At 61.4% G+C, this 25,910-nt stretch carries 22 protein-coding genes, 1 tRNA gene and 1 pseudogene; 2 read left to right on the forward strand and 22 right to left on the reverse strand.

Annotation, left to right across the window (positions count from 1 at the left end; translation table 11 throughout):
* The 12 genes from ACS5Q1_RS30655 to ACS5Q1_RS30710 form a co-directional block, all read right to left on the reverse strand.
* The coding region (locus ACS5Q1_RS30655) for an SDR family NAD(P)-dependent oxidoreductase (RefSeq protein ID WP_473101775.1) at positions 1-142 on the reverse strand (142 nt) is incomplete at its 3' end.
* A 20-nt stretch (positions 143-162) separates the two neighbouring features.
* The gene (locus ACS5Q1_RS30660; protein WP_473101752.1) at positions 163-864 is read right to left on the reverse strand and encodes an HpcH/HpaI aldolase family protein; all 702 of its coding nucleotides are present in this window, start codon (positions 862-864) and stop codon (positions 163-165) included.
* Positions 861-1,685: an SDR family oxidoreductase gene (locus ACS5Q1_RS30665; protein WP_473101753.1), complete on the reverse strand. Its 825-nt coding sequence runs from the start codon at positions 1,683-1,685 to the stop codon at positions 861-863. The genes ACS5Q1_RS30660 and ACS5Q1_RS30665 overlap by 4 nt, the downstream gene beginning before the upstream one ends.
* Positions 1,686-1,694: 9 nt before the next feature.
* Positions 1,695-3,374, reverse strand: a complete 1,680-nt coding sequence (locus tag ACS5Q1_RS30670) for a hydantoinase B/oxoprolinase family protein (RefSeq protein ID WP_473101754.1) — start codon at positions 3,372-3,374, stop codon at positions 1,695-1,697.
* A gap of 12 nt (positions 3,375-3,386) precedes the next feature.
* On the reverse strand, positions 3,387-5,450 hold the full coding sequence (locus ACS5Q1_RS30675) for a hydantoinase/oxoprolinase family protein (RefSeq protein WP_473101755.1): 2,064 nt from the start codon (positions 5,448-5,450) through the stop codon (positions 3,387-3,389).
* A 163-nt stretch (positions 5,451-5,613) separates the two neighbouring features.
* Positions 5,614-6,552, reverse strand: a complete 939-nt coding sequence (gene nac / locus ACS5Q1_RS30680; protein WP_473101756.1) for a nitrogen assimilation transcriptional regulator NAC — start codon at positions 6,550-6,552, stop codon at positions 5,614-5,616.
* Between the two features lie 77 nt (positions 6,553-6,629).
* Entirely contained in the window at positions 6,630-7,838 is a 1,209-nt protein-coding gene (locus ACS5Q1_RS30685; RefSeq protein ID WP_473101757.1) for an aspartate transaminase, read from the reverse strand.
* Positions 7,839-7,893: 55 nt separating this feature from the next.
* A complete protein-coding gene (locus tag ACS5Q1_RS30690) occupies positions 7,894-8,634 on the reverse strand; it encodes a branched-chain amino acid ABC transporter ATP-binding protein (RefSeq protein ID WP_473101758.1) in 741 nt (246 codons plus the stop codon).
* The gene (locus ACS5Q1_RS30695; protein WP_473101759.1) at positions 8,627-9,397 is read right to left on the reverse strand and encodes an ABC transporter ATP-binding protein; all 771 of its coding nucleotides are present in this window, start codon (positions 9,395-9,397) and stop codon (positions 8,627-8,629) included. Before ACS5Q1_RS30695 ends, ACS5Q1_RS30690 begins: the two co-directional genes overlap by 8 nt.
* Entirely contained in the window at positions 9,394-10,407 is a 1,014-nt protein-coding gene (locus tag ACS5Q1_RS30700) for a branched-chain amino acid ABC transporter permease (protein WP_473101760.1), read from the reverse strand. The genes ACS5Q1_RS30695 and ACS5Q1_RS30700 overlap by 4 nt, the downstream gene beginning before the upstream one ends.
* A gap of 38 nt (positions 10,408-10,445) precedes the next feature.
* The gene (locus ACS5Q1_RS30705) at positions 10,446-11,318 is read right to left on the reverse strand and encodes a branched-chain amino acid ABC transporter permease (RefSeq protein WP_473101761.1); all 873 of its coding nucleotides are present in this window, start codon (positions 11,316-11,318) and stop codon (positions 10,446-10,448) included.
* A 20-nt stretch (positions 11,319-11,338) separates the two neighbouring features.
* Positions 11,339-12,532, reverse strand: a complete 1,194-nt coding sequence (locus ACS5Q1_RS30710) for an ABC transporter substrate-binding protein (protein ID WP_473101762.1) — start codon at positions 12,530-12,532, stop codon at positions 11,339-11,341.
* Positions 12,533-13,104: 572 nt separating this feature from the next.
* Between ACS5Q1_RS30710 and ACS5Q1_RS30715 the strand changes: the two are divergent.
* Positions 13,105-14,134 (forward strand): annotated as a pseudogene (locus ACS5Q1_RS30715) (transposase).
* A 321-nt stretch (positions 14,135-14,455) separates the two neighbouring features.
* Here ACS5Q1_RS30715 and ACS5Q1_RS30720 read toward each other — a convergent pair.
* The 9 genes from ACS5Q1_RS30720 to ACS5Q1_RS30760 form a co-directional block, all read right to left on the reverse strand.
* A tRNA-Lys gene (locus tag ACS5Q1_RS30720) sits at positions 14,456-14,531 on the reverse strand.
* A 142-nt stretch (positions 14,532-14,673) separates the two neighbouring features.
* Positions 14,674-15,855 carry a tRNA guanosine(34) transglycosylase Tgt gene (gene tgt, locus ACS5Q1_RS30725; RefSeq protein ID WP_473101763.1) on the reverse strand — a complete coding sequence of 394 codons (1,182 nt, stop codon included), beginning with the start codon at positions 15,853-15,855 and terminating at the stop codon, positions 14,674-14,676.
* A 123-nt stretch (positions 15,856-15,978) separates the two neighbouring features.
* Entirely contained in the window at positions 15,979-17,055 is a 1,077-nt protein-coding gene (queA, locus tag ACS5Q1_RS30730) for a tRNA preQ1(34) S-adenosylmethionine ribosyltransferase-isomerase QueA (RefSeq protein ID WP_473101764.1), read from the reverse strand.
* Positions 17,056-17,182: 127 nt separating this feature from the next.
* Positions 17,183-17,650 (reverse strand): peptidylprolyl isomerase, encoded by a 468-nt coding sequence (locus ACS5Q1_RS30735; protein WP_203439859.1) that lies wholly within the window; start codon positions 17,648-17,650, stop codon positions 17,183-17,185.
* Between the two features lie 126 nt (positions 17,651-17,776).
* Complete coding sequence (locus ACS5Q1_RS30740; RefSeq protein WP_473101765.1) at positions 17,777-18,286, reverse strand: hypothetical protein; 510 nt, start codon at positions 18,284-18,286, stop codon at positions 17,777-17,779.
* Positions 18,286-18,834, reverse strand: coding sequence for a peptidylprolyl isomerase (locus tag ACS5Q1_RS30745; protein ID WP_203439861.1), 549 nt, complete (start codon positions 18,832-18,834; stop codon positions 18,286-18,288). Before ACS5Q1_RS30745 ends, ACS5Q1_RS30740 begins: the two co-directional genes overlap by 1 nt.
* Before the next feature lie 32 nt (positions 18,835-18,866).
* Positions 18,867-19,367 (reverse strand): pantetheine-phosphate adenylyltransferase, encoded by a 501-nt coding sequence (gene coaD / locus ACS5Q1_RS30750; protein ID WP_473101766.1) that lies wholly within the window; start codon positions 19,365-19,367, stop codon positions 18,867-18,869.
* Between the two features lie 333 nt (positions 19,368-19,700).
* Complete coding sequence (gyrA, locus tag ACS5Q1_RS30755; RefSeq protein WP_473101776.1) at positions 19,701-22,391, reverse strand: DNA gyrase subunit A; 2,691 nt, start codon at positions 22,389-22,391, stop codon at positions 19,701-19,703.
* Positions 22,392-23,893: 1,502 nt separating this feature from the next.
* Complete coding sequence (locus ACS5Q1_RS30760; RefSeq protein ID WP_473101767.1) at positions 23,894-24,748, reverse strand: protein phosphatase 2C domain-containing protein; 855 nt, start codon at positions 24,746-24,748, stop codon at positions 23,894-23,896.
* A 69-nt stretch (positions 24,749-24,817) separates the two neighbouring features.
* Between ACS5Q1_RS30760 and ACS5Q1_RS30765 the strand changes: the two genes are divergently transcribed.
* A complete protein-coding gene (locus ACS5Q1_RS30765) occupies positions 24,818-25,456 on the forward strand; it encodes a MarC family protein (protein ID WP_473101768.1) in 639 nt (212 codons plus the stop codon).
* Positions 25,457-25,465: 9 nt separating this feature from the next.
* Here the strand turns inward: ACS5Q1_RS30765 and ACS5Q1_RS30770 are convergent, their stop codons facing one another.
* The gene (locus ACS5Q1_RS30770; RefSeq protein WP_473101769.1) at positions 25,466-25,813 is read right to left on the reverse strand and encodes a GNAT family N-acetyltransferase; all 348 of its coding nucleotides are present in this window, start codon (positions 25,811-25,813) and stop codon (positions 25,466-25,468) included.
* Between the last annotated feature and the right edge of the window lie 97 nt (positions 25,814-25,910).

The following is a 25,910-nucleotide window of genomic DNA, read 5'->3' on the forward strand; positions in this document are numbered from 1 at the left end:
CGATCTTGCCCGGGTCGCGGCCGTTGAGAACCACCGCCGCCCCATGCTCCGCCAGGCCCTTGGCCAGCGCAAAGCCGATGCCCTGCGACGAGCCCGTCACAACCGCACGCCGACCGGAAAGAGAGAACAGTGGAAAGCTCATGATATTTTCTCTGCTTTCAATCAGCGCCTGAGTATCGACTTGATGCCGTTCATACCTATCCGCAGGAATGGATCGGAGTGGACATAGAAGTACTGCACGCCCTTCTCCAACCAGTGAGGCATCTCGTCGGCAGTCACCAGCGTCCCAGCGATCTTTCCCGCGTCACGGATCTTGTGGACCGCATAAGCGACTCTCTCCATGACCTCCTTCGGACGCGGTTCGCCGAATGGCGGCGCGGGCGGATATCCCATGTTCTGCGATAAATCACCGGGGCCGATGAAGAACACATCGATTCCGTCGACGGTGAGCGTCTCGTCGAGATTCTCGATAGCCTCAAGAGTTTCAACCATGCTGACCACAAGTCGCTTATCGTGATCCGACGGCAGAGCGTAGCGCACGGCATCCACGACCGCGCGGGCCTGGCCCCCCGTATCGACCATGGGCACCATGATGCCATCGGCGCCGGCATTGAGGTAGCGGATCAGGATAGGACGTTCATGCGAGTGCGGTCGCACGATGGTCGCGCCACCGGCCCCGCGAACGACTTGACCGGTGATCCGAACATCTTCGAAGCTCCACGTCCCGTGCTCACAATCGACGAAGATGCTGTCGGCACCAAGCTCCACCAGTCGTACGGAAAGGCCCGGCGAAACATGGTGCGGATTGAACATCGTGATGCTGTCACCGGCCTGCAGTCGCGCGCGCAGTTTCGCACCATTCATAAGGCTTCTCCCGTCTTTTCTTTTTTCGGCATATCAGGTGTCTCCGCGGGAGCGCCTACCCAGCGGGCGGTCTCGATATCCGCAGACGTATCACGCATGTAGGTTGGGCAGATATGAAGCTCGGGGATCACGGCCCCCTTCTGTAGGCTTGCGCACAGCGCTATGGTGCGTGCGACATCGTGTGGGTCGAGCATCTTCGCGCGTTCACTTTCGAGCGGCGGTCGTGCGCGGTTGTTCATGATCGGCGTATCAGTCTCGCCCGGCAGGATCGTCGTCGCCCGGATACCCTGATTGCGATAGGTGTTGTGCAGGAATGTCATGAAGTTCTTCACGCCTGCCTTGGCGGCGCCGTAGGCTGCACCACCCAACAGGTTCGGGTTCAGGGCCGCGAGGGACGATACCGTTATGATGGTGCCATCCTGTTTCGCAATCATGTCGGGTAGGACGGCCTGAGTCAGATTGAAAACGGCCGTCAGGTTGACAGTGACGGTCGAATTCCACTCCTCTTCGCTCAGAAAGCGGGCGTTCAGGACTTTACTCGCGCTTCCGGCATTGTTCACGAGAATGTCGATCGGACCGACGGTGTTGCGGACCCACGCGACCGTCTCGAAAATATCGTCACGGGACTCGATGTCGAGGGAACGGGCAACCGCCGTTCCGCCTTCTGCCTCGATGAGCGCGGCCACCTCCTGAAGGGGCTGGAGTCGGCGACCTGCTAGGACCACGTGAGCGCCGTCCCTCGCCAATAGGATTGCAGCTTCACGACCAATCCCGGTCCCTGCCCCGGTAACGAGAGCAACCTTGCCGTCAAGAAGTCCCATTGAAATCTCCTACTCCGCAGCCAAGGCGGCTGACCCACCATAGCCATAACGCTTCTTGGCTGCCTCGGGAGTGATCAGGCCTTCGGCAAGATCCTGTTCAATCAGCTCGACGGGGCGATCAGCCGCCCTGCCCCATCCCCCACCGCCCGGCGTTTCGACCTGAAGACGGTCACCCGTCGCGAGAACGGCCTTGCCCTTCGGGGAGTGAACCTCACCGTTCTTCAGGACCTTGCCGGGCGTGCCGGACTCACCGTCAACGACGCCGAAGCATGGGTGGCGAACGCGTTCGGACGCGAGATAGATGCGCATCGGTGACTTGCCGAGGTTGCGCAGGATGGCCCGTTGTCCAAGGCCGCCGCGATACTTGCCGACGCCGCCCGAGTCCGCCACGAGTTCCTTGCACTCGGTCAGGACCGGCACGGCCATCTCGAACATCTCGATGGCTGTGACCTTGCAGTTCGAGGGGAAGCTCAGCGTATCAAGGCCGTCGAATTCCGCCCGGCCTCCCTGGCCGCCGTGATAATTCTGCACGGCTGAGTACTGGGTACCATCATCGTGTTGACCCACGCAGTTCGTGGCCCAGATTGGCGCGCCACCGCTGTCGCCGATCACCTTATCAGGCACCACGCCCTCAAGCGCTCTAAAGATGAGCGATGGGATGACATGGCCGATCACGTTGCGCGAGTTGCCGGCCGCCCATGATTCCGGGTTGAGGATGGACCCTTTTGGTGCCTCGTCGGTGATGGGTGTGATGCAGCCTTCATTGTTGGGGGTGTCGGGATCCAGAAGACATTTCAACGCATAGACGGAATGCGCGTAGCGATAGTTCGTGCGGCAGTTGATGGATGAGTCCGCAATCTGGTCCGACGTGCCAGCATAGTCGACATGAATGGAATCGTCCTTGACGATCACCGAGACCTTCAGCTTCACGTCGGTACCATAGCCGTCGAGCAGGACCTCCGCGCTGTAAGTGCCATTCGGCCAGGCGCGGATGGCCTTACGGGTCTGTGCCTCAGAGAGGGACTGAATGGCATCGGCGAGACCATCCACGTCATCCAAATTATATTCTTCAAGGAACCTCAGGAGTTCGCGCGTCATGACTCCGTTCGCGGCGACCATCGACTCGAGGTCGCCGAGCACTTCCGTCGGCATCCGCACGGAGGCGGCAATGATGTCGAGGACGTCCTGGTTCGGAACTCCGGCCTTGTGGAGCTTGACGATCGGAAAGCGAATGCCCTCCTCGAAGATGTCGCTCGCCTCCGAATGGAGCGGACGGCCGCCGATATCGGGAAGATGCGCGATCGATCCCGCATAGGCCACCACCTTGCCGTTCTTGAAGATCGGCGTGATCATCGTCACGTCGGGAAGATGGCCGGTACCGATCTCGGGATCGTTGGTGGCGAGAACGTCACCTTCTTCGAGCTTGTCGGCCGGAAACTTCGGTAGGAAGTACTGCTGTGCCGCGGCCGGAAGCGAGCTGATGAAGACCGGGATCGACCAGGTGCATTGCGCGAGCGCTCGCCCGCGGCTGTCCATCAGCACTGTCACGTAGTCGTGGTTCTCACGCACGATCGGCGAGAAGGCAGTCCTGCCGAGCGCCTTGTCGGCCTGGTCGGCGATGAAGATCAGGCGGTTCCACATGACCTGAAGGTTGATCGGGTCGTTGAAATCGGGCGTAGACTTCGACATGGTTCTGCCCCCTTACAGGATGTTGATGATCAGATTGCCTTTGGCGTCGACATGTGCCGTGCCGCTCGGCCCAACCACGGCGGTCGACTCGCGCTGCTCGACGACCGCCGGCCCTTGGATGGGCTTGTCCACCGGCAGGCGGTAGTGATCATAGACCGGCGTTGCCACAGAAGAGCCGAGCTCATGGAAGTAGACCTCACGATGTCCCTTGAGGACCTCGGCGATATCGGTGAGGTGCGGGCGGGTGACCTGATCCTTCTCACCACTTGCCCGCAAACGCCAGGTAATCACTTCGACCGGGGCAGCGACGGTGCGTCCGAACAGCTCGCGATAGAGCTTGTAGAAGTTATCGAGTAACTGCTTTAGGAACTCATCCTTCGGCAGGTTGCGGTCCGGGAATTGGACGGTGATCTCATAACCCTGGCCGATATGGCGCATGTCGACCGTATAGCGGTTTGTGATCGTGTCCTTAGAGACGCCTCCAGCGCTGACCACCTCGGAACCTTGAGCCGCAAGTTCGTCGAGAATCTGGTTCATGACATCCATGTCCCAGCCATCGACCTTCATCGGATGGCTGGCCGACAGATCGACTGCGACCGGCGCAATAAGGAGGCCGATGGCCGATGTTACCCCGGCGCCCGTCGGGCAGATGATCCGCTTGATGCCAAGCTTGCGGGCGATGCCATAAGCATGGACCGGTCCGGCGCCGCCGAACGCTACCATGGGCAGCGAACGCGGGTCGACGCCGAGATCCGTCGCGTGCATGGCCGCAGCCTTGCTCATGGATTCGTTGACGAGGTCGTGGATTCCCCAGGCACAGCGTTCGACGCTGACGCCGAGGTCGTTAGCAAGCTGTTCTATTGCGGTTCGAGCTGCGTCTTTCGAGACTTTGAATGAGCCACCAACGAACGATTCCACACCCATATAGCCGAGCAGGATGTCGGCATCGGTCACGGTCGGCTCCGTGCCACCGCGTTGATAGGCGGCTGGGCCCGGCAGGGCACCGGCCGACCGTGGGCCGATATCGAGCAGACCCAGCGGGTTCTTGGCCGCGATGGAACCGCCGCCGGCACCGATCTCAATCATCTGGATGGACTGGATCTTCAACGGGAAGCCCGATCCCTTGCGGAAGCGCTGGTAATGAGCCACCTCCAGCTCAGTGCCGACCGTAGGCTCGCCATGCGGGATCAGGCAAAGCTTGGCGGTCGTGCCGCCCATGTCGAAGGACAGCACGCTTCCCTCGCCGGCGATCCGGCCGAATTCGGCGGCAGCAACCGCCCCTGCGGCTGGACCGGACTCGATCAGACGCACCGGCAGCTCGGCAGCGCGGCGGCTTGGAACCAGTCCGCCCGAGGACGTCATCCAAAGAACCTGCCGGTCGATGCCCCTCTTGGCGAACTCGCGCTGGAGATGGGCCACATGGCCGGACATCTGCGGACGGGTATAGGCATTGACGACCGTGGTCGAGGCGCGGTCGAACTCGCGGACCTCCGGGCAGACTTCCGAGGATAGCGACACGAAGATGTCCGGGTCCTCATCACGCAGGAGAGCCGCAACGCGCTGCTCGTGTTGCGGATACTTGTAAGCGTGCAGCAGGCAGACGGCGACTGAACGGATTCCCTTCTCCTTGAGCTTGCCGGCAATCTCGCGGACCGTCTCCTCCTTCAGTTCCGTGATGACATCGCCGCTGGCGGCAATACGTTCGCCGACGCCGAAGCTGTTTGCTCGGCTAACGAGCGGATCGGGATACTTGATATTCAGATCATAGAGATCGTAACGGCCCTCGTTCCGGATCCGCAGCATGTCGCGGAAACCGTCCGTCGTGATGAAGCCGGTTTCGACCCCCTTGCGTTCCAGAACCGCGTTTGTGACGACCGTGGTCGCACCCAGAACCTGGAGGTTTTCGAGGGAGATCGATTGCCCGAATTGCTCGAGCAGTTCCGTGACGCCCTGGACTACGGCCTCAGCCGGGTTCTTCGGTGTGCTCAGGACCTTGTGGAGATGAAGATCGCCGTTGTCGTCCAGGAGGGCGAAATCCGTAAAGGTTCCTCCGGTGTCGAAAGCCAGTTTTGCCATGTTTCCCTCGAGCGAGCAGGCGACGCTTGGCGTCATTCCAGCGAATTTGGCCAAGCCAAATTTCCATGTCGCTGATGAGGTTAGGCGAAGGATTTTGCGGTCGCCAACACAACTACGGTCTGCCGCTATAGCCTTTCTTTATGGCGTCCACGCAAACTGACGCTTAGGCCGGACGTATGCCTTGATGGTGATCACGCATTAGCCTTTCGACCGTAGCAAGCAGGACGGATCGTGCTGCCAGAGCAGGCTCGGAGAGCGGAAGGTGGTCGGACATACACAGGGACACGGTGGCCTCAATGACCGGCCGCACGAGCGGTCTGATTTGGGCTCCGGCGAAGCTTGCGGTTTCGGTCGCCACCGAAGCTGGCAGAATCGTGGATCCCAGGCCTTCCAATACCGCGGCGCTGAGCGCCGGAACGGATTCGATCTCCGAGGTAACCTCTGGCGTGACCCGTGCCCGCGACAGGGCCTCGTCGATCAGGCGACGGAGAAGATGGGACTTACTCGGCAGCAGAAGGGGGACACCGCTCAGGTCCGAGAGGGGCAGAGGCTCGCCAGCCTCGCCGGGAAGCTCCAGAGCGGGAGGCGAGACAAGAAACATCTCCTCACGAAAGAGCGGCTGAAGGGTTACGCCCTTCATCGGGTCCGCCGTATAGATGAGCGCCATGTCCATCTTGCCGGTCATGATCAACTCGCTCAGGATGTGCCCGAAGCTGTCGTTGATGTGCACGACGATCCGCGGATGCTGAGCCTTCATCTCCTTCAGCAGCGGCAGAGACAGGGCACTGGAACTCGAGTAGGTCGCAAGCCCGATGGAAACGCGTCCCGCAATTGATGTTGCCGACTGATTGATATCGACCTGAGCCTGCTCAATTTGCTTGAGCATCAGTTGGGCGTGACGGTAAAGAATGAGGCCGGCCTCGGTCGGAGCAATGCCGACGTTGCTGCGGATCAAAAGCTTGTGGTTGAAATGGGCTTCGAGCGACGCGATCTGCTGCGAGAGCGCAGGTTGTGCCGTACGCAGGATGCTGGCCGCGCGTGACATGCTGCCCGTGTCAACGATCTTGACGAAGCTTTTCAGTTTTCTGAAGTCGACGCTCATCGTTCCGGCCTCTTTCTTGCCGAAACTAGGGCATTGGGTGGGAAGGGCGCAATCCCCTCCCCGCACGGCCGGGAGTGCTATTGGAGCGCCGCGACGGCGACCTCGATACGGTCGCAGCCAGCCTTGATCATTTCCATCGACGTTGCAATCGACAGCCGGAAATATGGGGAGAGGCCGTAAGCGGCGCCCTGCAGTGCGGCAACGCCAACTCCGTCCAGCAGGTAGAGCACGAAGTCGAGATCATTCTCGATGACCTTGCTCTCAGGTGTCTTTCGCCCGATCACGCCAGCGCAGTTCGGGAACAGGTAGAAGGCACCGGCTGGCGTCAAACAGGAGAGGCCTGGAATCGCGTTGAGACGAGCGCAGGCATAATCGCGACGATCCTTGTAGACCTTCACGCTGTCGGTCACAAATGTCTGATCCGAGGTGAGTGCGTATGCGGCGGCCGCCTGGCTCACCGAGGATGGACAGGACGACATCTGGGATTGCAGCTTGTTGATCGCCGCAATGAGCGGTTCAGGGCCGGTGGCGTAGCCGATCCGCCACCCCGTCATGGCGTAGGACTTCGACACACCGTTCGTAAGCACGACGCGATCCTTCAACGCGGGAACCGCCGCAACCAAGGTCGTCGTCGGCTCATCCTCGAACCAGACTTGGTCGTAAATGTCGTCCGACAGCACGAAAACGTGAGGATGACGCAGCAGGACCTCGCCCAAGGCCTCGAGCTCAGCCCGGGTGTAGGCCGCGCCGGTCGGGTTTGAGGGTGTGTTCAGGATAAGCCACAGGGTCTTCGGCGTGATGGCAGCCTCAAGCGCTTCCGGCGTAAGCTTGAATCCCTTGTCTTGTGGGCACTCCACAATAGTCGGCTTGCCTTCGTTGGCGATCACCATGTCGGGATAGGAGACCCAATAGGGAGCCGGAATGATGACTTCGGCGTCATTCTCGACGCTTGCCATGAGGGCAAGGAAGAGGATCTGCTTGGCGCCACCGCCGACACAGACTTCATTTTCACGATAGGAAAGGCCTAGCCTGCGTTGATAGTCGCTGATGATGGCTTTACGAAGTGCCGGAGTTCCGTTGACCGGCGTATACTTTGTTTCACCACGATCAATTGCAGCATGAGCCGCCGCCTTGATGTTCTCTGGCGTATCAAAATCCGGCTCGCCTACTGTGAGATCGACGATGTCACGTCCGGTAGCCTTCAGCTCTCTTGCACGGGCCGACGCCGCCGTACTGGGCGAAACTTTGATGCGCGACACGCGGGAAGCGGGCACGAAGTTGCTCATGGAAGTATTCTCTATCTCAATACGGGTTTGCGGCACCGAGGCGGTCCGACAGGATTTAATGGACGGCTTCCGTTTCGCCGCGCATTTTACCGGTCAGGAACAGCTCACCGAGTTCGTCGTGGGTAATGTCCTTCGGCTGACCGTCCCAGATTACCTTGCCAAGACGGAGGATGACGGCCCGCTCGGCCACTTCCATGGCCTTCTTGGTATTCTGCTCAACGAGCAGGATCGTCAGACCTGACGCGTGCAACCGCAGGAGTTCATTAAAGACGACGCCGATCGCGGCGGGCGACAGACCGACAGACGGTTCGTCGACCAGCAGGACCTTCGGCCTTTGGAGGACGGCCATCGCCACTTCCAGGAGTTGCTGCTCACCACCGGACATGTTGCCGGCGAGTGTCGTGCGCCGCGTCTTCAGGATCGGGAAGAGATCGTAGACATAATCACGGTCGGCTTTGACCTGGCTGTCGCGCAGGGTGTAGGCCGCCATCTGGAGATTTTCCTCTACCGTCATGACCGGAAAATTGCACCGGCCCTGCGGCACAAAGGAAATGCCCTCACCAAGGATCGCCCGCGACTTGTATCCGGCAATGTTCTTGCCCTGCCAGTCGATGCTACCCTCTTTGATCGTGGTCATGCCATACAGCGTCTTGAGGAGCGTGGATTTCCCGGCGCCGTTAGGCCCCATGAGAGCCACGAACTGACCCTGCGGGATGTTGAGATCAACGCCGTTCAGGATATCGAGGGAGCCATAGCCGGCCCGCAGGTTCTTGATGGAAAGGTTTGAATTAGCCACCGAGGTAGGCCTCCCGCACCTGCTGATTTTGAACGATGTTCTGAGGCGTGCCTTCGGCGAGCTTGCGACCCTGATCGAGGACGACGACCCGTTCACAGATACTGGTGACGACGTCGATGTTGTGCTCGATCACAAGGAAGCTCACGCCAAGTGATTTGTTGGCATACTTGATGGTATCCACGACCCGTTCGATGATCTTCGGATTGATGCCCGCCATGGGTTCGTCGAGCAGGATGATCTTAGGCTCCGGCATCAGCATGGAGGCGAACTGGATCAGCTTCTGCTGCCCGCCGGAGAGGTTGCCCGCCGGCATATGGCGGACGTCCCACAGCCCAGCCATCCTGATGAGCTCGCGAGCCCTATCTCGCAGTGCCGCGATGCGCTGACGCGACATTCGTCCCAAGCTGAAGGTCGAGAACAGGTTTGGAAACGTGAACATCTGGCCAGCGATGATCAGGTTCTCCTCCACGTCGAGCGCCTTGAACACAACCGTCTTCTGAAACGACCGCAGCATCCGGCCCTCGCGGGCGATGCGGTTGAGGGACCAGCCAGTAATATCCTGCCCGTCCAGAACGACCTTGCCCGAGTCGGGCTTGCCGAGCCCGGTACTGCAATCAAAGAAGGTCGATTTTCCGGAGCCGTTCGGTCCGATGAGCCCGCAGATCTCACCGCGATGAATGTGAATGCTCACATCGTTGACGGCTTTCACGGCACCATACGACTTCGTGAGGTTCGAGATTTCGAGGATCGGCAAAGTGCTCATTTCACACCTCCGACAAAGGACCAGAAGCGGTTGATAAGTGGGGCGAAGCCCTTCTTGAACCAGAAGACCAGGATGAGAAGGCAGAACCCGTAGGCGATCATCCGCAGCTCTGGGGCGACACGGAGCGCCTCCGACAAGCCTACGAAGAGAAGGCTGCCAAACACCACCCCTGAGATCGTTCCAGCTCCACCACCGAGAACGATGATCAGCATCGTGGTCGAATAGTACATCTGAAAGGTGAGTGGACTGACAACCGTGAGATAATGTGCGTAAATGCTGCCACCGATGCCGGCAAAGACTGCGCTGATCATGAAAACGATCAGCTTGTAGCGCCAGGTCGGCACACCGACGGACTCCGCCAGCGTCTCGTTCTCCCGGATGGCGATCATGTTGCGCCCCGCCGGGGAGCGGACGATCGCCCAGACGGCAAGGGTTGCAAGAACGGCCACAGCCAGAGTGAGATAGTAGAACCCAGTAGTACCGGACACTGTGAACGAGGCTGGCCCTAAGGCAAAATAGGGCTTTGGGATGCTGGAAAGTCCCATGTCGCCCCGCGTGACGCTGATCCAGTTCTTGGCAATCGCCTGACCGATGATGACAAAGCCCAGCGTACACATGACGAAGGAAGTTGCTCGAAGCCTCAGCGCCGGAACCCCGAGTGGGAGGGCAATCAAGCCTGCCGTCAGGCCGGCAGCGACGAGGTTGACGTAGAAAGGCGTCCCGTAGTGAACGGCCAGAAGACCGGCGGTATAGGCTCCGATGCCGAAGAATGCGGCCTGAGCCAGCGACAGGAGGCCGGTATATCCGACCAGGAGGTTGAGCCCATGGGCCGGAAGCAGGAAGATCAACGCGATGATAATGGCGTGAAGCGCATACGAGCCGATGAGGAAAGGAGCCGCCAGCGCCGTGATGGCGACGATGATCCCCAGCGGCAGCCGCAAATCGCGGCGTCGGACCTCGAGGGACGGTTCAGCGAGTGACGTCTCGCGCGATGTTTGGGTGAGAGACATAGTGAGTCCTCAGGTTCGAGAGAAGTTCGGCTATGCCGTCAAAATCGTGCTTCCGTGGAGAACAGGCCGTAGGGGCGCCACATCAGCGTCAGGATCAGGGTCGCGAACCCGACCGTGTCGCGAAATTGCAAGCCGATATAGGTGGCAACCAGACTTTCAGCGATACCCAGGAGCATGGCTGCAAAGAATGTGCCCCGGACATTCCCGAGCCCGCCCATGATGATGATCGGGAGGGTCTTGAACGTGATGAGTTCACCCATTCCGCCATAGACGTTGACGTTGACCGGCGCAGTCAACACTCCGGATAGAGCCGCGAGGGCCGCGCCGAGAACAAAGGTTCGCAGAACGACCTGGGACACATCGATTCCGACAACCTCGCAGCATTCGATGTTCTGCGAGACAGCCCGCATAGACTTTCCCATACGGCTGTACGTCACCATCAGTTCAAGTCCGATGAAAACGAGCGCACAGACGACGAGGATCAGGATGCGTTGCTGAGCGAGGGTGAAGCCTAGAACCGAAACCGGCTCGATGTATCCGCCGGAAAAGAACTTGTAACCGCCGCCAAAAATGAGGATCACGGTGTTCTGGAGGATGAGGGCAATGCCGAGAGTGGCGAGCACCCCGGCCTCCGCCGGGGCGCCAACCATGCGCTGCATCACGAGCCTACCAATGACGTAGGCTATGACGATCGTGGCCAGAACTCCGACGATGATCGACGCCTCGTAGGACAGCTCGAAATAGTCGATGGCGAACCATGCCCCAAACGTTCCAAGCATATAATATTCGCCGTGAGCGAAGTTAATGGCCCGTAGAACACCGAAGATCATCGTCATGCCGACGGCAACGATCGCATAGATGGAACCTGTTACGATGCCGTTGATGATCTGTTCTGCAAAAGTGGAGAACATGGCCTCATCCCTTGACGCTTTTACGGTGCAGGGTACTGAATGTCAGCCGTGTAGGCGCCCTTGATGCTGGGCTTCCCGCCTTCGATCTGAAGCAGGATCATCGGCAGTCGGGCCTGATTGTGATTGTCGAACGTGACTTCGCCGACAGCGCTGTCATACTTGATCTTCGACAGGGCCTCACGAACCTTCTCGCGGTCCGGGCTTCCGGCTTCCTTGATAGCCTGCGCCAGGAGATGAACGGTTTCCCAATGGACGTAGGCGTGGTTGTTAGGCCCTTCCTTGTTGGCTGCCGTGAACTTGTCGACGAAAGTCTTGCTCTTGGGCGAGTCCCATGCGGGAAGCCATGCCGCGGCTTCGACGGCCCCTTCCATAGCACGCGGTGCGGCTTTGATGTTCGACGGAGCGTTGAATTCGCCGTTTCCAATCAGCGGCACTTTGCCGGCAAGTCCGACTTCGGTCATCTGCCGCGCGATGATTGGGGTCGTGTCAGCCAAGCCGTAAAGGATAATGGCTTGGGCACCGGAATCGCGGATTTTTGCCAGAACGCTGCGGAAATCGACTTCACCCTCTTTGTAGTAATCCTCTGTCAGGATTTGGCCTTTGAATTGGGGCAGATACTTTTTCGTGAACTCGATGGCGGAGCGGCCATAGTCACTGTCAACTGAAAGAACGGAGAACTTAGTGAAGCCGCGCTGCTCGGCGGCATACTTTGCGACGATCAAGGCACGGTTTTCGTCAGTCGGGTAGTTACGAAAGGTCCACTTGTAGCCGCCCACACCGGCCCCATAGGTGATCTTGGGATTTGACGAAGCAGCATTGAGGAGAAGGATACCGGCATCCTCTGCAACGGGCTGCATGGCGAGGGTGACGGAACTGGAGACGTCACCGATAATGTAATCGACCTTGTCGCTATCGATCAGGCGGCGGGTTGCTGAAACACCCTCGACAGGCGTACCTTGGCTGTCTCCCGAGACAAGCTCGATCTTTCGGCCATCGACGCCACCCGCATCGTTGATCTCCTTCACAGCGAGCTGTGCGCCACGCATCGAAAATGAGCCGTAGCGCGCATTGGGCCCGCTCATCGGCGCCACGAGACCGAGTTTGATCGTCTCTCCCGCCGCATAGGCTGTCCCAGCAAAGTTCGGAATTGCGGCGGCAAGTGTTAGAACTGCGGTCGAGATACAGAATGCTCTACGGCTGATCACTTTGGTCATGTTCCCACTCCATTTTACTGGAACGCACGAGCTTGGCCCTATGCCATCGCACGCTGTTTTATTTGCCGCGTTGATGCGGTTCGCTTCTTGAGCCAGGCCATCTTCCTCTTGGCCTGTTGATCTACGAGAGTAGGTTCAGGAAGGCAGGCCCGCCAACACAACTCCATTCTGCCGCTATAGCGTTTATTTATAGCGGCGGCAGCTACTTACCCTTCCATGGAATTTTCCGTTATAGCGTTTACAATCGGCAGGCTTACCGCCTTGTGAGATACTTAGACGAGTTGGACGCCTGCCGAGCCTCGCGTCTGGTCAGCGGCCCAAACGGGTCTTAGTCGACACCCTTTGTAGGACGTCATTCTGACAGCGGCGGATTGCCATGACTGGTTGGTTGAGTAGTGCGAAGTCTGCACTCGGTTCTGTCGCCCGCAGCTCCAAATCGATGGCGTATTCGAACCGTCGGAAGCCAAATCATCCCGAAGGACCGGTCCGGGTCGATGCTGTTGAGGAACTCGGTTGTGTCGAAACGATGGGCATGATTCCGTTCTCCTCAGGATTTGCGGGGAGACGCATTGATGATAGGGCGTCAGCGGAACGACCAAGCGCTGCTCTTTTATTCTTTTCATCTGGAAGAGCGCATTCCCGCCGGCCATCTCCTCCGCAAAATCGATGTCTTTGTCACCCCGGTGCTGGCTGGCATCCATCGTGAGATCGCAGCCTTCTACAGCCACACGGGCCGACCTTCGGTTGATCCCGAACTGATGATGCGCATGCTGATCGTCGGCTACTGCTACGGCATCCGATCGGAGCGCAAGCTGTGCGAAGAGGTCTCGCTCAATCTGGCGTACCGATGGTTCTGCCGGCTCGATCTGGACTATGCGGTGCCGGACCATTCGACCTTCTCGAAGAACAGGCGCGGGCGGTTCCGCAACGGCGATCTGCTGCGCCTGATGTTCGAGCGCGTGGTGGGCATCTGCCTGCTCGCCGGATTGACCAAGGGCGAAGGCTTTGCGGTCGATGCAAGCGTCATCGAAGCCGACGCCAGCCACTCTCATGGCATCCAGTCGGAGAAGATCGACTGGAATGCCGTCGAGCGGCCGGGCCGGGCCGTGCGCGAGTAATTTGAGGCACTCGACGGCGCCGAGTAGCCAGAGGCCGGACGCAAGGCTCCAAAGGGCATCTCGCCCTCCGATCCGGCTTCCGCCTGGACGGCCAAGGCCAACAAGCGTGTCCAGTTCGGCTATGGGCTGAATTATCTGATCGACAACGAGCATGCCATCATTGTCAATGTCGAGCCGACGCCGGCTCGAACCTTCGACGAGATTCGAGCCACCGCAACCATGCTGGAGCGCACCCGGGCGCGATTTGGCCTCAAGCCGAAGAGGCTCGCGATCAGGCTCGTCAGCTTGCCGGGACGCCGCGGTTCGCGACCTCGCGCAACGAGCGGAAGAAGGTTGAGATGCCGTTTGCTCATCTCAAGACCACTTTGCGGTTCAAACGCATGCGCCTGCGAGAACTGACGGCGCCAGGGACGAGTTCCACCTCGCCGCCATGGTCCAGAACCTCCGACGCATGGTTCGACTGACGGCGGTAGCGGCCGCCTGAGCGGGGTAATGGGGTGAGCTGGCACCCCCAGGTCCGGTCACCTCCACCCCAGCCGTTAAGAGAGCGAAAGCCAAGCAACCAGCGACTCAGCCAGAAGAGTTTTTCAACGGCATCAGTCAATCTGAGTCATTCAGCGTGACCGTAACAAGGTCCGCTCTCTGGCTGATTTCTGACGTTCTTTGATTCTGGCAGTAAGGGTCGATCTGCGGGTGAACCGCTGCGATAGCGGGGGAAATAGCTCACTCAGTTGAGCTTGCTTCCCATTCCGGTTTCCTGGGAAGCAGGACCAAACCCTCCAGCAGCTAAGTGCTTGATAAGGTTTGGTGAGCGCGCTGGGACTCGAACCCAGGACCCTCTGATTAAAAGTCAGATGCTCTACCGGCTGAGCTACGCGCTCCCAGAGGTGAGCCCGGAGATAGGGGCTCTTAGGTCCCGGGTCAATCGAAAAGCCCCGCCTGGGTGGGTAAATCCTCAGCTTCGGGTGCAAAGAAGCTGATTTCTCTAAGATCTGCCGGGGAAGCCCGCCCTGGGCGTCGGAGTTATCCTTCCGCCACCATGGCAATGTTGTCGGCGTGCTGGCCGATTTCCACCTTGCTGTCCCGTTCACCCTTGGCCCAGCCCTCCTTGACCTCGCCGATATGGTCCTCAAGCCGCCCCTCGGCGATGGCCTTGCGCAGACCGGCCATCAGTTCCTGGTAATAGGCCAGATTGTTCCAGGTGAGCAGCATCATGCCCAGAATCTCGTTCGAGCGGACGAGATGATGGAGATAGGCGCGAGAATAGGTGTTCGAAGCAGTGCACTTCGATTCCGGGTCGAGCGGGTTGATATCTTCGGCGAAGCGGGCGTTGCGCAGGTTCATACGGCCATGGCGGGTGAAGACCTGGCCGTGGCGTCCGGCGCGAGTGGGCATGACACAGTCGAACATGTCGACACCCCGGCGCACCGCCTCTACGATGTCGTCAGGCGTGCCGACGCCCATGAGATAGCGGGGTTTTTCCTTGGGCATATGCGGCTCGACCGTCTCGATCATGCGCAGCATCACATCCTGCGGCTCGCCCACGGCCAGGCCGCCGATGGCGTAGCCCTTGAGATCGAGGGCAGCGAGCTCCTTCGCACTCTCGATGCGCAACCGCTCCACCGCCCCACCCTGGACGATGCCGAACATGGCTTTGCCCGGCTGTTCGCCGAAGGCGACCCGGCAGCGTTCGGCCCAGCGGAGCGACAGGCGCATGGCCTTCTTGGCCACCTCGTCGGAGCACGGCAGCTTCACGCACTCATCCAGCTGCATCTGGATATCCGAACCGAGAAGCCCTTGAATCTCGATGGAGCGTTCCGGGGTGAGTACATGGGTCGAGCCATCGATATGGGACTGGAAGGTGACGCCGGTCTCGTCGATCTTGCGCAGGGCCGACAGGGACATGACCTGGAAGCCGCCCGAATCGGTAAGGATCGGATAGGGCCAGTTCATGAACTGGTGCAGCCCGCCCAGCTTGGCAACCCGCTCCGCACCGGGGCGGAGCATAAGATGGTAGGTGTTGCCAAGCACCACATCGGCGCCAAGCGCCTTGACCTGGTCGGGATACATGGCCTTCACGGTGGCCGCCGTGCCGACGGGCATGAAGGCCGGCGTGCGGATGACACCGCGCGGCATTCGGATCTCGCCGGTACGTGCCATTCCGTCGGTCTTGTTGACGGTGAAGGTGAAGGTCTCGGTGGTCATTCAAACCTCGTCTTGTCATCCCCGGCCGGAGCAAAGCGGAGAGGAAGGGGATCCATGGATCCGCAACACATGTAAATGGATCCCCTTTCCGCCCGTTCCGCGCGCCGGGGATGACACGGGGCATCAACGCCGAAACAGCAGACTCGCATCGCCATAGGAGTAGAAGCGATAGCCGGTTTCGATGGCGTGGGCATAGGCCGCCTTCATGCAGTCCAGCCCTGCAAAGGCCGAAACCAGCATGAAGAGAGTCGAGCGCGGCAGGTGGAAATTGGTCATCAGCACATCCACGGCCCTGAAGCGGTAGCCGGGGGTGATGAAGATGGCGGTGTCACCGGAGAAGGGCGCGATGGAGCCATCCTCGCGCGCTGCACTCTCCAGAAGCCGCAAGGAGGTGGTGCCGACCGCCACGATCCGCCCTCCCCTGGCCCGCGCCTCATTGAGGGCCTGCGCGGTCTCCGCGGAGACCAAGCCCCATTCCGCATGCATGCGGTGCTCATTCGTATCATCCGCTTTCACCGGCAGGAATGTGCCCGCTCCGACATGGAGCGTCACGAAATGCCGACTGACCCCGCGCTCGTCGAGGCGGCGGAAGAGATCGTCCGTGAAATGTAGGCCGGCGGTGGGGGCCGCGACGGCCCCCTCGTCCTTGGCATAGACAGTCTGGTAATCGCTCCGGTCCTTGTCGTCGGTCGGGCGCTTACCGGCGATGTAGGGCGGCAGCGGCAGCTCGCCGAGACGGGCGATGGCTTCGTCCAGGAAGGCGCCCGAAAAGGAGAAGCGAAGCGCCACGTCACCGCCCTCGCCTTTCTCTTCCACCTCCGCGTCGAGACGCACGAGCTCGCAGGCCGTGCTCTCGGAACTCTCGCCGAAGCGGATACGGTCGCCGACATTGAGCTTTTTCGCCGGCCGCGCGAAGGCTCGCCAGCGGTCCGCACTTTCGCGCTTGTGCAGCATGATCTCGACCCGCGCCGCGGCATCCTCGCGAACGCGCAGGCCATAAAGACGGGATGGAATGACCTTGGTGTCGTTGAGCACCAGCACGTCGCCGGGCTGCAGCAGCTCCGGCAGGTCGCGAACGATGCGGTCCTCGAATGCGGCATCGGGCCGGACCAGGAGCATACGCGCAGCATCGCGCGGCTCCATGGGACGGAGTGCGATGCTGCTCTCGGGAAGATCGAAGTCGAAGAGATCAACGCGCATAAGAATTTCTAGCAGTCATCCCGGATGCCGTTAGGCGATCCGGGATCGCGTGACGAGATAGCGCCACTTCTTGCGAGCGATCCCGGGTTCCGCAGAGCGGCCCCGGGATGACGGCCCATCAGTCGTGTTAAGCCGCGTCTGCCGCGACCTTCATCGAGACGATGCGGTCGGGATCGCGCACGGGCTCGCCGCGCTTGATCTTGTCCACGTTCTCCATGCCCTCGGTCACCTTGCCCCAGACGGTGTATTGCTTGTCGAGGAAGCGAGCGTCGTCAAAGACGATGAAGAACTGCGAATTCGCCGAATGCGGCTGGTTGGTGCGGGCCATGGAGCAGATGCCGCGCACATGCGGTTCGGCGTTGAACTCGGCCTTCAGGTCCGGCAGATCGGAACCGCCGGTACCGGTGCCGGTCGGATCGCCGGTCTGGGCCATGAAGCCGTCGATCACCCGGTGGAACGGCACGTTGTCATAGAAACCCTGGCGGGACAGTGTCTTGATGCGCTCCACATGACCGGGAGCGAGATCGGGGCGCAGTTCGATGACGACGCGGCCCTTCGTGGTTTCCATGATGATGGTGTTTTCGGGATCTGCCATGGGAAATCTCCTTGGAATGGCGTGTATTTAGGGGATTCGGCGGCCAGTCACTAGAGCAGCGGGCCCAAAAGTGATTTGCTCTTCGGGGGCCGATCCGATGCCCTGCTTTAGTGGGCGCATGCGACGCTAGAGGGACTGCAATTTTTCCGTCGCCGGTGAATCGACGAAGCGGAAGGTGAACGGACGACCGGCCACTGCCGCACCGAGCTTGTCCGTGAACGGCATAGGCGAGCAGCGCACCAGGGCCTCTCTCACGGCCTGGGTGAAGGCCTCCCGGTTCGCCGCGTCAGGCTCGCCCTCGCGGTAATGCGTGATCATCGGCTTGCCGAGCACCTCGCCGTTCCGCTTGAAGCTGATCCGGATCGTTACCGACTGGCCGGAATAGCGCAGGCCCGTTGGCCGCCAGCAGGCCTGCATCGCGCGCACGATGTCGTTGAGGGTATCGACCTGCTTCGGCAGCTCCTCCTCGCTCGGAGGACGGATGATGCCGTTGAAGCTCTGCGGCAGGGATGGAGCCGGCTCGCGCCGCTCGTCCGAATCGTCGAACAGGCTCCCCTGAGCGAGCGCCGGCACAGCAAGGCCCAGGCTCAGGAGAAACACGGCGATCCATGCCCCGTATGGTCGCAGAGAGCGCATCACTTCGCGTCGGCGGCGAGCTGCATCTTCACGATCTTGTCCGGGCTCGACACCATGCCGTTGGCGGCTTGGTTGCCCTTCTTGATCTTGTCGACCACGTCCATGCCGGACACGACCTCGCCGAAGAGCGTGTACTGACCGGTCAGCGGGCCGCAGCCGTCATAGCAGATGAAGAACTGGCTGTTGGCGGAATCGGGGCTCTGGGAGCGGGCCATGCCGACCGAGCCACGCTTGTACTGGGTCTTGGTGAACTCGGCCGGGATATTGGGCAGGCTGGATTTGCCGGTGCCGGTGCCGGTCGGATCGCCCGTCTGGGCCATGAAGCCGTCGATCACCCGATGGAAGACGACGCCGTTATAAAAACCCTGCTTCGTCAAAGCCTTGATCTGCTCGACATGCTTGGGCGCCAGATCCGGACGCAGGCGGATGGTGATGCGGCCGTCCTTGGTGTCGAGGAAGATCGTGTTCTGCGGGTCATTGGCGGGCTGGGCCATGGCAGGAACGAGGCCAGCGAGCACGAACGCTCCGGCTGCGAGCAAACGCTTCATGGTGAGAAGTCTCCCTTCGAGGAAATGAAACTTTAAGGCTGCTTGAATCTGGCCTTCAGACGCTCGGCGGCAAGACCGGGCACGAAGGCCGAGACATCGCCACCCATCCCGGCGATCTGGCGCACAAGCGTGGCCGTGATGGGGCGAACCGGGGGCGAAGCCGCAAAGAAGAGCGTCTGGACCTCCGGCGCCATGGTGGCGTTCATGGAGGCCATCTGGATCTCGTAGTCGAAATCCGAGCCGTCCCTAAGGCCACGCACGATCAGGCTGGCGCCATGGCGCCGGGCCGCCTCGACCGCCAGATCGCTGAAGGTTACGACCTCTAGCTCGACATTCCTGGCCTTGAGCATTGGCCCGCAGACCTCGCGCAGCATCTCGGCCCGCTCTTCGGCGGAAAAGATCGGAGCCTTCGAGGAATGGACGCCGATGGCAACGACGATCCTATTCGCCACATTGCAGGCCTGGCGCAGGACGTCCAGGTGCCCATTGGTGACGGGATCGAAGCTGCCGGTATAGAGCGCGGTGCGTGTCATAGGGCCAAGGCGTAGCCGGATTGAGGCTGCCAAGCAAGCCGTGCGCTGGCACACGGCAAGCTGGACAGGGTCATGAGAGATATAGCTCACCTTAGGTCAGGAGAGAGATATGATCTTTCGTCTTTGCATCGTCCTTGTCACCGCCGTCGCGGTTTTGAGCCCGGCCGCGCTGGCGAGTTTGGGTTGAGTTTCGAAGATCGCATCGATGCACCCGCCGTCATTCCACGGTGGCCTATAAGGCCGAGCCCGGAACGACAGTAGGAAGACAGAGCCCATGAGAAAACCCGCCGACCTAAGCCGGCGGGTTCCATAATTTCAAACGGTTGAGGAACCTTACTCTTCCGCAGCCTCGCCGCCCTCGGTCGCAGCGTCATCGACGCCCTCGCCGTTCTCGTCTTCCTCACCTTCGACATGCTCGACCGAGACGACCTTTTCCTTGTCCTTGGTCGAGAAGACGGTGACGCCTTGCGAGTTGCGGCCGACGACGCGGATGCCGTCGACCGGCACGCGGATCAGCTGGCCGCCATCGGTGACGAGCATGATCTGGTCCGAACTCTCGACCGGGAAGGAGGCCACCAGCTTGCCGTTGCGGCTGTTGACCGCCATGGCCGTGATGCCTTTGCCGCCGCGTCCGGTGATCCGGTACTCGTAGGACACGGTGCGCTTGCCGTAGCCCTTCTCGGAGATCGTCAGGATGCATTGCTCCTGCGCGCTCATCTCCGCATAGCGCTCCTGCGAGAGCGAGAAGTTTGCACCTTCCGTCTCCTCGGCATCCTCCGATGCATCGGCATCCGAACCCATCTGCTCGCCGGTGACGGCGCGGCGCATCTTGAGATAGGCCGCACGCTCCTCACCCGTGGCTTCCACGTGACGCAGGATCGCCATCGAGATGATGTCGTCGCCCGAGGCCAAGTTGATGCCGCGCACGCCCATGGAGTCGCGGCCCTTGAATACGCGCACATCCGTGACCGGGAACCGGATGCACTGGCCCTTGGCCGTGGTGAGCAGCACGTCGTCGTGCTCCAAGCAGATCTGCACGTCGACGATGTGATCGCCCTCATCGAGCTTCATGGCGATCTTGCCGCCGCGATTGACCTGGACGAAATCGGACAGCTTGTTGCGGCGAACCGTGCCACGGGAGGTCGCGAACATCACGTCGAGCTTGTCCCAGGACGCCTCGTCCTCGGGCAGCGGCATGATGGTGGTGATGCGCTCGCCCTGCTTGATCGGCAGCATGTTCACCAGGGCCTTGCCCTTGGCGTTCGGAGCCGCCAGCGGCAGGCGCCACACCTTCTCCTTGTAGGCCTGACCTTCGGAGGAGAAGAAGATAACGGGCGTGTGGGTGTTCGCCACGAAGAGACGGGTGACGAAATCCTCGTCCCGCGTCGCCATGGCGGAGCGGCCCTTGCCGCCGCGGCGCTGCGCCCGATAGGTCGAGAGCGGCACGCGCTTGATGTAGCCGGCATGGGACACGGTGACGACCATGTCCTCACGGGCGATCAGGTCCTCGTCATCGACGTCGGAATCCCAATCGACGATCTGCGTCCGGCGCGGCGTCGCGAAGGCGTCGCGAACCTCGACCAGCTCATTCTTGATGATGCCCATGATGCGGGCGCGCGAGCGCAGGATCTCGAGATAGTCGGAGATCTCGGCTGCGAGCTTGGCGAGTTCGTCGCCGATCTCGTCACGGCCCAGCGCGGTAAGGCGCTGCAGGCGCAGGTCGAGAATGGCGCGGGCCTGGGTCTCGGACAGACGGTAGGTACCATCATCGTTGATCTTGTGGCGCGGATCGTCCACGAGCGCGATGAGCGGCGCGATGTCATGCGCCGGCCAGTCGCGGCCCATGAGAGCCTCGCGGGCGGTGTTCGGATCGGGCGAGGTGCGGATGAGACGGATCACTTCGTCGATATTGGCGACGGCGATCGCAAGACCGCACAGCACGTGAGCGCGCTCGCGGGCCTTGTTGAGCAGGAACTTGGTGCGGCGGGAGACGACCTCTTCGCGGAAATCGACGAAGGCCTTGATCAGGTCCTTGAGCGTCATCAGCTCCGGACGGCCGCCGTTGAGCGCCACCATGTTGGCGCCGAAGCTCGTCTGCAGCGGTGTGTAGCGATAGAGCTGGTTGAGCACCACATCGGCCATGGCGTCGCGCTTGATCTCGACCACGATGCGCATGCCGTCGCGGTCGGATTCATCGCGCAGATCGGCGATGCCCTCGATCTTCTTCTCGCGCACGAGCTCGGCGATCTTCTCGATCAACGAGGCCTTGTTCACCTGATACGGAATCTCGGTGAAGATCAGCGCCTCGCGATCCTTGCGGATTTCCTCGACCTCGGACTTCGCCCGCATGACGATGGAGCCGCGGCCGGTGGTGTAGGCGGACTTGACGCCCGCGCGGCCGAGGATCAGCGCGCCGGTCGGGAAGTCCGGACCGGGAATGATCTCGATCAGCTCCTCGGCGGAGATGTTGCCGTTGTCGATGAAGGCCAGGCAACCGTTGATGACCTCGCCCAGATTGTGGGGAGGCATGTTGGTGGCCATGCCGACCGCGATGCCGCCGGCGCCGTTGACGAGCAGGTTCGGGAAGCGCGCCGGCAGAACCGACGGCTCGTCCTTGGACTCGTCGTAGTTGGGCGTGAAGTCGACCGTGTCCTTGTCGATGTCGTCGAGAAGCGGCATCGCGGGCTTGGCGAGGCGGGACTCGGTGTAGCGCATCGCCGCCGGAGGATCGCCGTCCACGGAGCCGAAGTTGCCCTGTCCGTCCACGAGCATGAGGCGCAGCGAGAAATCCTGCGCCATACGCACCAAGGCGTCGTAGATCGCGCTGTCGCCGTGCGGGTGGTATTGACCCATCACGTCGCCGACGATGCGGGCGGACTTCACGTATTTCTTGTCCGGCGTGTAGCCGTTCTCGTGCATCGAATAGAGGATGCGCCGGTGCACGGGCTTGAGGCCGTCGCGCGCATCGGGCAGAGCGCGGCTCACGATCACGCTCATGGCGTAATCGAGATAGGAGCGCTTCATCTCGTCGACGATGGAAATCAGCTTGATGTCGCTCGCCGGCTGGTCCCCACCGGGGCCGCCGGGGCGGTTATCGTTCGGATCGGTCAAGGTTGGTCTTTCTTAAAAACGGTCTGCCCTTTCGCGAGAGGCGGCTTGTCGATGCCGCTTCGTCAAGCCGTCCGGCAGGCCCGCGAATCCAATTGAAATCAGCCTCTTAGATGGGCGAGAACGCCGGAATTTTCAAGCTTTTTGACGGGTTTTCCAGAGGCAAGGCGGGAGCCGAAATCCGTTTACGTTTCAGCAACTTATTGTAGGGTTGGGCTGGACGGTGGGCAGGCTCGCTCCTGTGGCACTTTCGCAGCGCAGCGCAGAAGCTAAGACACAGATGCAGCAGCCGAACCTAAATAACTGATTTACCTCAACTTTGACACTTCACTCAGTGCCATTCTCGATCAATCCCGGAAATTCGCACTTGTTACGCCCATCATCCCGGACGGCGCAGCCGATCCGGGATCGTTGGCAGGATGTGGCGCCTGCACCTCCACTGTCATCCCCGCGCAGGCGGGGATCCAGTACCACTGAAAGTGCCGGACTGGCGGAAGGTCGTGGTGATGGATCCCGGGCTCCGCTGCGCGGCCCCGGGATGACAGTGCGTACTCGTCTTGCGATCCCGGATCGGCTGACGCCGTCCGGGATGACGTTTGTCGATGAGGGTTCTCAATGAGGGTACTCGTGGCGTCATCCCCGTCCCCGGACTTGATCCGGGGATCAGTCCCGGGGATCCATGTCTTGGCACCGCTGTGGTTCCGAAGACGTAGATGGCCGGATCAGGTCCGGCCGTGGCGGGCGCGGGTGTCAAAGAGCCAGCACCGTGGGGCCCGCAGCCTGCGCTGCGAGCCTGACGGTCGATCGAGGGTGGCGCGACAGGCAGCCCGGCTCGATGTCTGATGGTGAAGGGAAGAGCCGAACTGTCTCTTCGCGCACGGCTTGTTGAGGCGGACAGGCGAGGCCGGCTCAGTCAACCGCCGCAGGCGGGGACCGTCTGCGCGACGGCGGCCTGCGACCGATCCCGACGACCCGCCCAACATCCTGGGCCTCCCGTCGAAGCTGATTGCGAGTCAGCCTCACGGGACCGTGCCTGCTCCCACACTGCGACGCCTCGCGAGCGCGCCCCTCGCCAGGAGCAGATCCAAGGCAACGATATAGCCCAGGTTAGGATCATTGTCAAGAACAAAATGAGAACATCGCACTCGCCTTCATCGCGTCATGGCCGGCCTCGTGCCGGCCATCCACGTCTTTGCAGCGTTGCGGATCCCCGGGCCTGATCCCCGGATCAAGTCCGGGGACGGGGATGACGGCGGAGGGTGTGGCTCCGGTGTCATTCCCGACCGGAGCGTCAGTGGAGGGGAAGGGAATCCGCTCACACGCGGTGCTCTGTATCCCCTTCCCTCGCTGTGCTCGCCGGGGATGACATCCAGTCTGCATGGCAGAATGTGCCCCGGCCCTCGCGAATGGTGAGCAGGCTATGCTCTCAGCAACATCGCCGTCGTGTCGTCGCTGATCTTGAACCTTGGATAGAGCCGGCCATCCGGGTCGCGTTCGGTCTCGATCTCCCGAGCCAGCTTCACCAGGGGTTCGAGGCCGGTAGTGAGCGCGGCTTCCATGATGGCTCGAGCGTCCAGCGCCTGGTAGAGATCGACGAGCGCCGAGAAGCCGTCCGAGGCGAGGAGGATCGCCGTACCCTCGCTGCAAGGCACTGTCTCGTGCCGCAACCGGTCGACGGCGTCCGGATTGAAGCTCAAGACGGCGGCCGGGATGCCGCTTTTACGCTGCCGTTCGCGGCGCTCGCCGAGCCACGCGAGAAAGACGGGTTCACCGAGGATGGCCGTGGGCCTGGAGCCTGCCTGCTGCATCAACTCCGCCGCCTTGGCCGACTCGAAATCACGCAGGCCGGGAGCATCGCCCAGGACCTGCACCGATCCATCCGGCTGCCGGACGTAAGCCGTGGTATCGCCGAAGGTCCAGGCATCGAGCACATTTCCCCTCCGACGCACCAGCGTCATGGCCCCGAGAGGCCAGGAGACGAAATCCTCATGCCTCTCTGCCGGCGCGACGGCCCGATAAGCGATGCGGGCCTCCTCCATGACGCGCCGCAGGAGGGTCGCGCCATCTTCGGCCTGAGGAGCGAGGTTCGAGAGCCGCTCATCGGCGAACCTCGCGAGCCAGGTGGCGTCGCTTGTCTCGTGGACGACGGGCGCGGTGCCGGGAAAGATCGATGTATCGATGACCCAGGCCCAGTCGCCGGAAACGCCGCAGATGTCCTCGTTGGGCTTGTCCGGGTGCCCCGGCCAGCTGACCCGATCCAAAACCGTGAACATTGTCACTCCACCCCTCGCCAAATCCGCCTGGGGACGCCATAACGCAAAGCTTAAGGGAAGGTCCAGCCGATGCTCTTCGACTTTATCTCCGCCGCCCTCGTCACGCTTCTGGTGACACTCGATCCGGTGGCGCTGGCGCCGATCTTCGTCTCGCTGACCCGGGGCATGAACGCCGCGGAGCGCCGCAGGGTGTCCATGCGGGCTTGCCTGATCGCCTTCGGCATCCTGGCCTTCTTCGGCCTCGGCGGCGAGGTGCTGCTGCGGCTGCTCGGCGTCGGCCTCCCGGCCTTCCGCATCTCCGGCGGCATGCTGCTGTTCTGGATCGCTTTCGAGATGGTGTTCGAGCGCCGCAACGAGCGCAAGCAGCACACGGCCGATATCGCCATCACCGAGGATCACATTCGCAATGTGGCCGCCTTCCCGCTCGCCATTCCGCTGATGGCAGGCCCCGGCGCGATCACGGCAGTGATCCTGCTCGCCGGACGGGCGTACGGCAACATCGTCCATCTCACCTCGCTGCTGATCCTGATCGCGCTCGGTATCGTGAGCTGCTTCGTGGTGTTCTCCGCCGCCGAGCGGGTCTCCCGCTGGCTCGGCGTGACCGGCAACGTGGTGTTGACCCGCCTCCTCGGCGTGATCCTCGCCGGTCTTGCGGTGCAGTTCATCATCGACGGGGTGTTGGCGCTGCTCCGGGCGCCGGCAACCTGACGATCTCGGTCAGGCAGACCTGTCCCGGACGAGAATGAATATGCCCTCCTCCGGCGCATTCGCCTCGAGAACCGCCCATCCGAGATTTTCATAGAAGGGTCGCCTCTGCGCCCTTGAGAGCAGATAGACCCGCTCCGCACCTGCCTTGAACGCGAATGCGGAAGCCCTGCCGACCAGGGCGGCTCCTATCCCTTTCCGGCGATGCTCGGGCTCGACCCAGAGTGCCGCGACCCAGGGCGTGTATTGCGGCCTGGAATCTTCATCGCAGGCGATGACGGACACGGTGCCGACAAATCGTTCGCCCTCGTGAGCCACGAAGGCCGAAGGGATCGGCCCTTCGCCGAAACTCTCCTGCACGAGGCCGGTGAGGAGGCTCAGCGGATGCCCATCCTTCTTCCAGAAGGCGCGCCAGATCCGATCCGCAACCGCATCGGCGAAGCCGGGACGGTCGCGC

The organism is Microvirga sp. GN3 (genome assembly GCF_055792825.1).

Bases quoted from the DNA above. Each gene is read 5' to 3' on its own strand.
- gyrA (WP_473101776.1), bottom strand. From the start codon at position 22,391: ATGAAGCGCTCCTATCTCGATTACGCCATGAGCGTGATCGTGAGCCGC.
- ACS5Q1_RS30705 (WP_473101761.1), bottom strand. From the start codon at position 11,318: ATGTTCTCCACTTTTGCAGAACAGATCATCAACGGCATCGTAACAGGT.
- ACS5Q1_RS30685 (WP_473101757.1), bottom strand. From the start codon at position 7,838: ATGAGCAACTTCGTGCCCGCTTCCCGCGTGTCGCGCATCAAAGTTTCG.
- coaD (WP_473101766.1), bottom strand. From the start codon at position 19,367: ATGACACGCACCGCGCTCTATACCGGCAGCTTCGATCCCGTCACCAAT.
- ACS5Q1_RS30695 (WP_473101759.1), bottom strand. From the start codon at position 9,397: ATGAGCACTTTGCCGATCCTCGAAATCTCGAACCTCACGAAGTCGTAT.
- ACS5Q1_RS30710 (WP_473101762.1), bottom strand. From the start codon at position 12,532: ATGACCAAAGTGATCAGCCGTAGAGCATTCTGTATCTCGACCGCAGTT.
- ACS5Q1_RS30670 (WP_473101754.1), bottom strand. From the start codon at position 3,374: ATGTCGAAGTCTACGCCCGATTTCAACGACCCGATCAACCTTCAGGTC.
- nac (WP_473101756.1), bottom strand. From the start codon at position 6,552: ATGAGCGTCGACTTCAGAAAACTGAAAAGCTTCGTCAAGATCGTTGAC.
- ACS5Q1_RS30760 (WP_473101767.1), bottom strand. From the start codon at position 24,748: ATGTTCACGGTTTTGGATCGGGTCAGCTGGCCGGGGCACCCGGACAAG.
- ACS5Q1_RS30740 (WP_473101765.1), bottom strand. From the start codon at position 18,286: ATGCGCTCTCTGCGACCATACGGGGCATGGATCGCCGTGTTTCTCCTG.
- ACS5Q1_RS30745 (WP_203439861.1), bottom strand. From the start codon at position 18,834: ATGAAGCGTTTGCTCGCAGCCGGAGCGTTCGTGCTCGCTGGCCTCGTT.
- queA (WP_473101764.1), bottom strand. From the start codon at position 17,055: ATGCGCGTTGATCTCTTCGACTTCGATCTTCCCGAGAGCAGCATCGCA.
- ACS5Q1_RS30675 (WP_473101755.1), bottom strand. From the start codon at position 5,450: ATGGCAAAACTGGCTTTCGACACCGGAGGAACCTTTACGGATTTCGCC.
- ACS5Q1_RS30665 (WP_473101753.1), bottom strand. From the start codon at position 1,685: ATGGGACTTCTTGACGGCAAGGTTGCTCTCGTTACCGGGGCAGGGACC.
- ACS5Q1_RS30660 (WP_473101752.1), bottom strand. From the start codon at position 864: ATGAATGGTGCGAAACTGCGCGCGCGACTGCAGGCCGGTGACAGCATC.
- ACS5Q1_RS30765 (WP_473101768.1), top strand. From the start codon at position 24,818: ATGCTCTTCGACTTTATCTCCGCCGCCCTCGTCACGCTTCTGGTGACA.
- ACS5Q1_RS30700 (WP_473101760.1), bottom strand. From the start codon at position 10,407: ATGTCTCTCACCCAAACATCGCGCGAGACGTCACTCGCTGAACCGTCC.
- ACS5Q1_RS30735 (WP_203439859.1), bottom strand. From the start codon at position 17,650: ATGGCAGATCCCGAAAACACCATCATCATGGAAACCACGAAGGGCCGC.
- tgt (WP_473101763.1), bottom strand. From the start codon at position 15,855: ATGACCACCGAGACCTTCACCTTCACCGTCAACAAGACCGACGGAATG.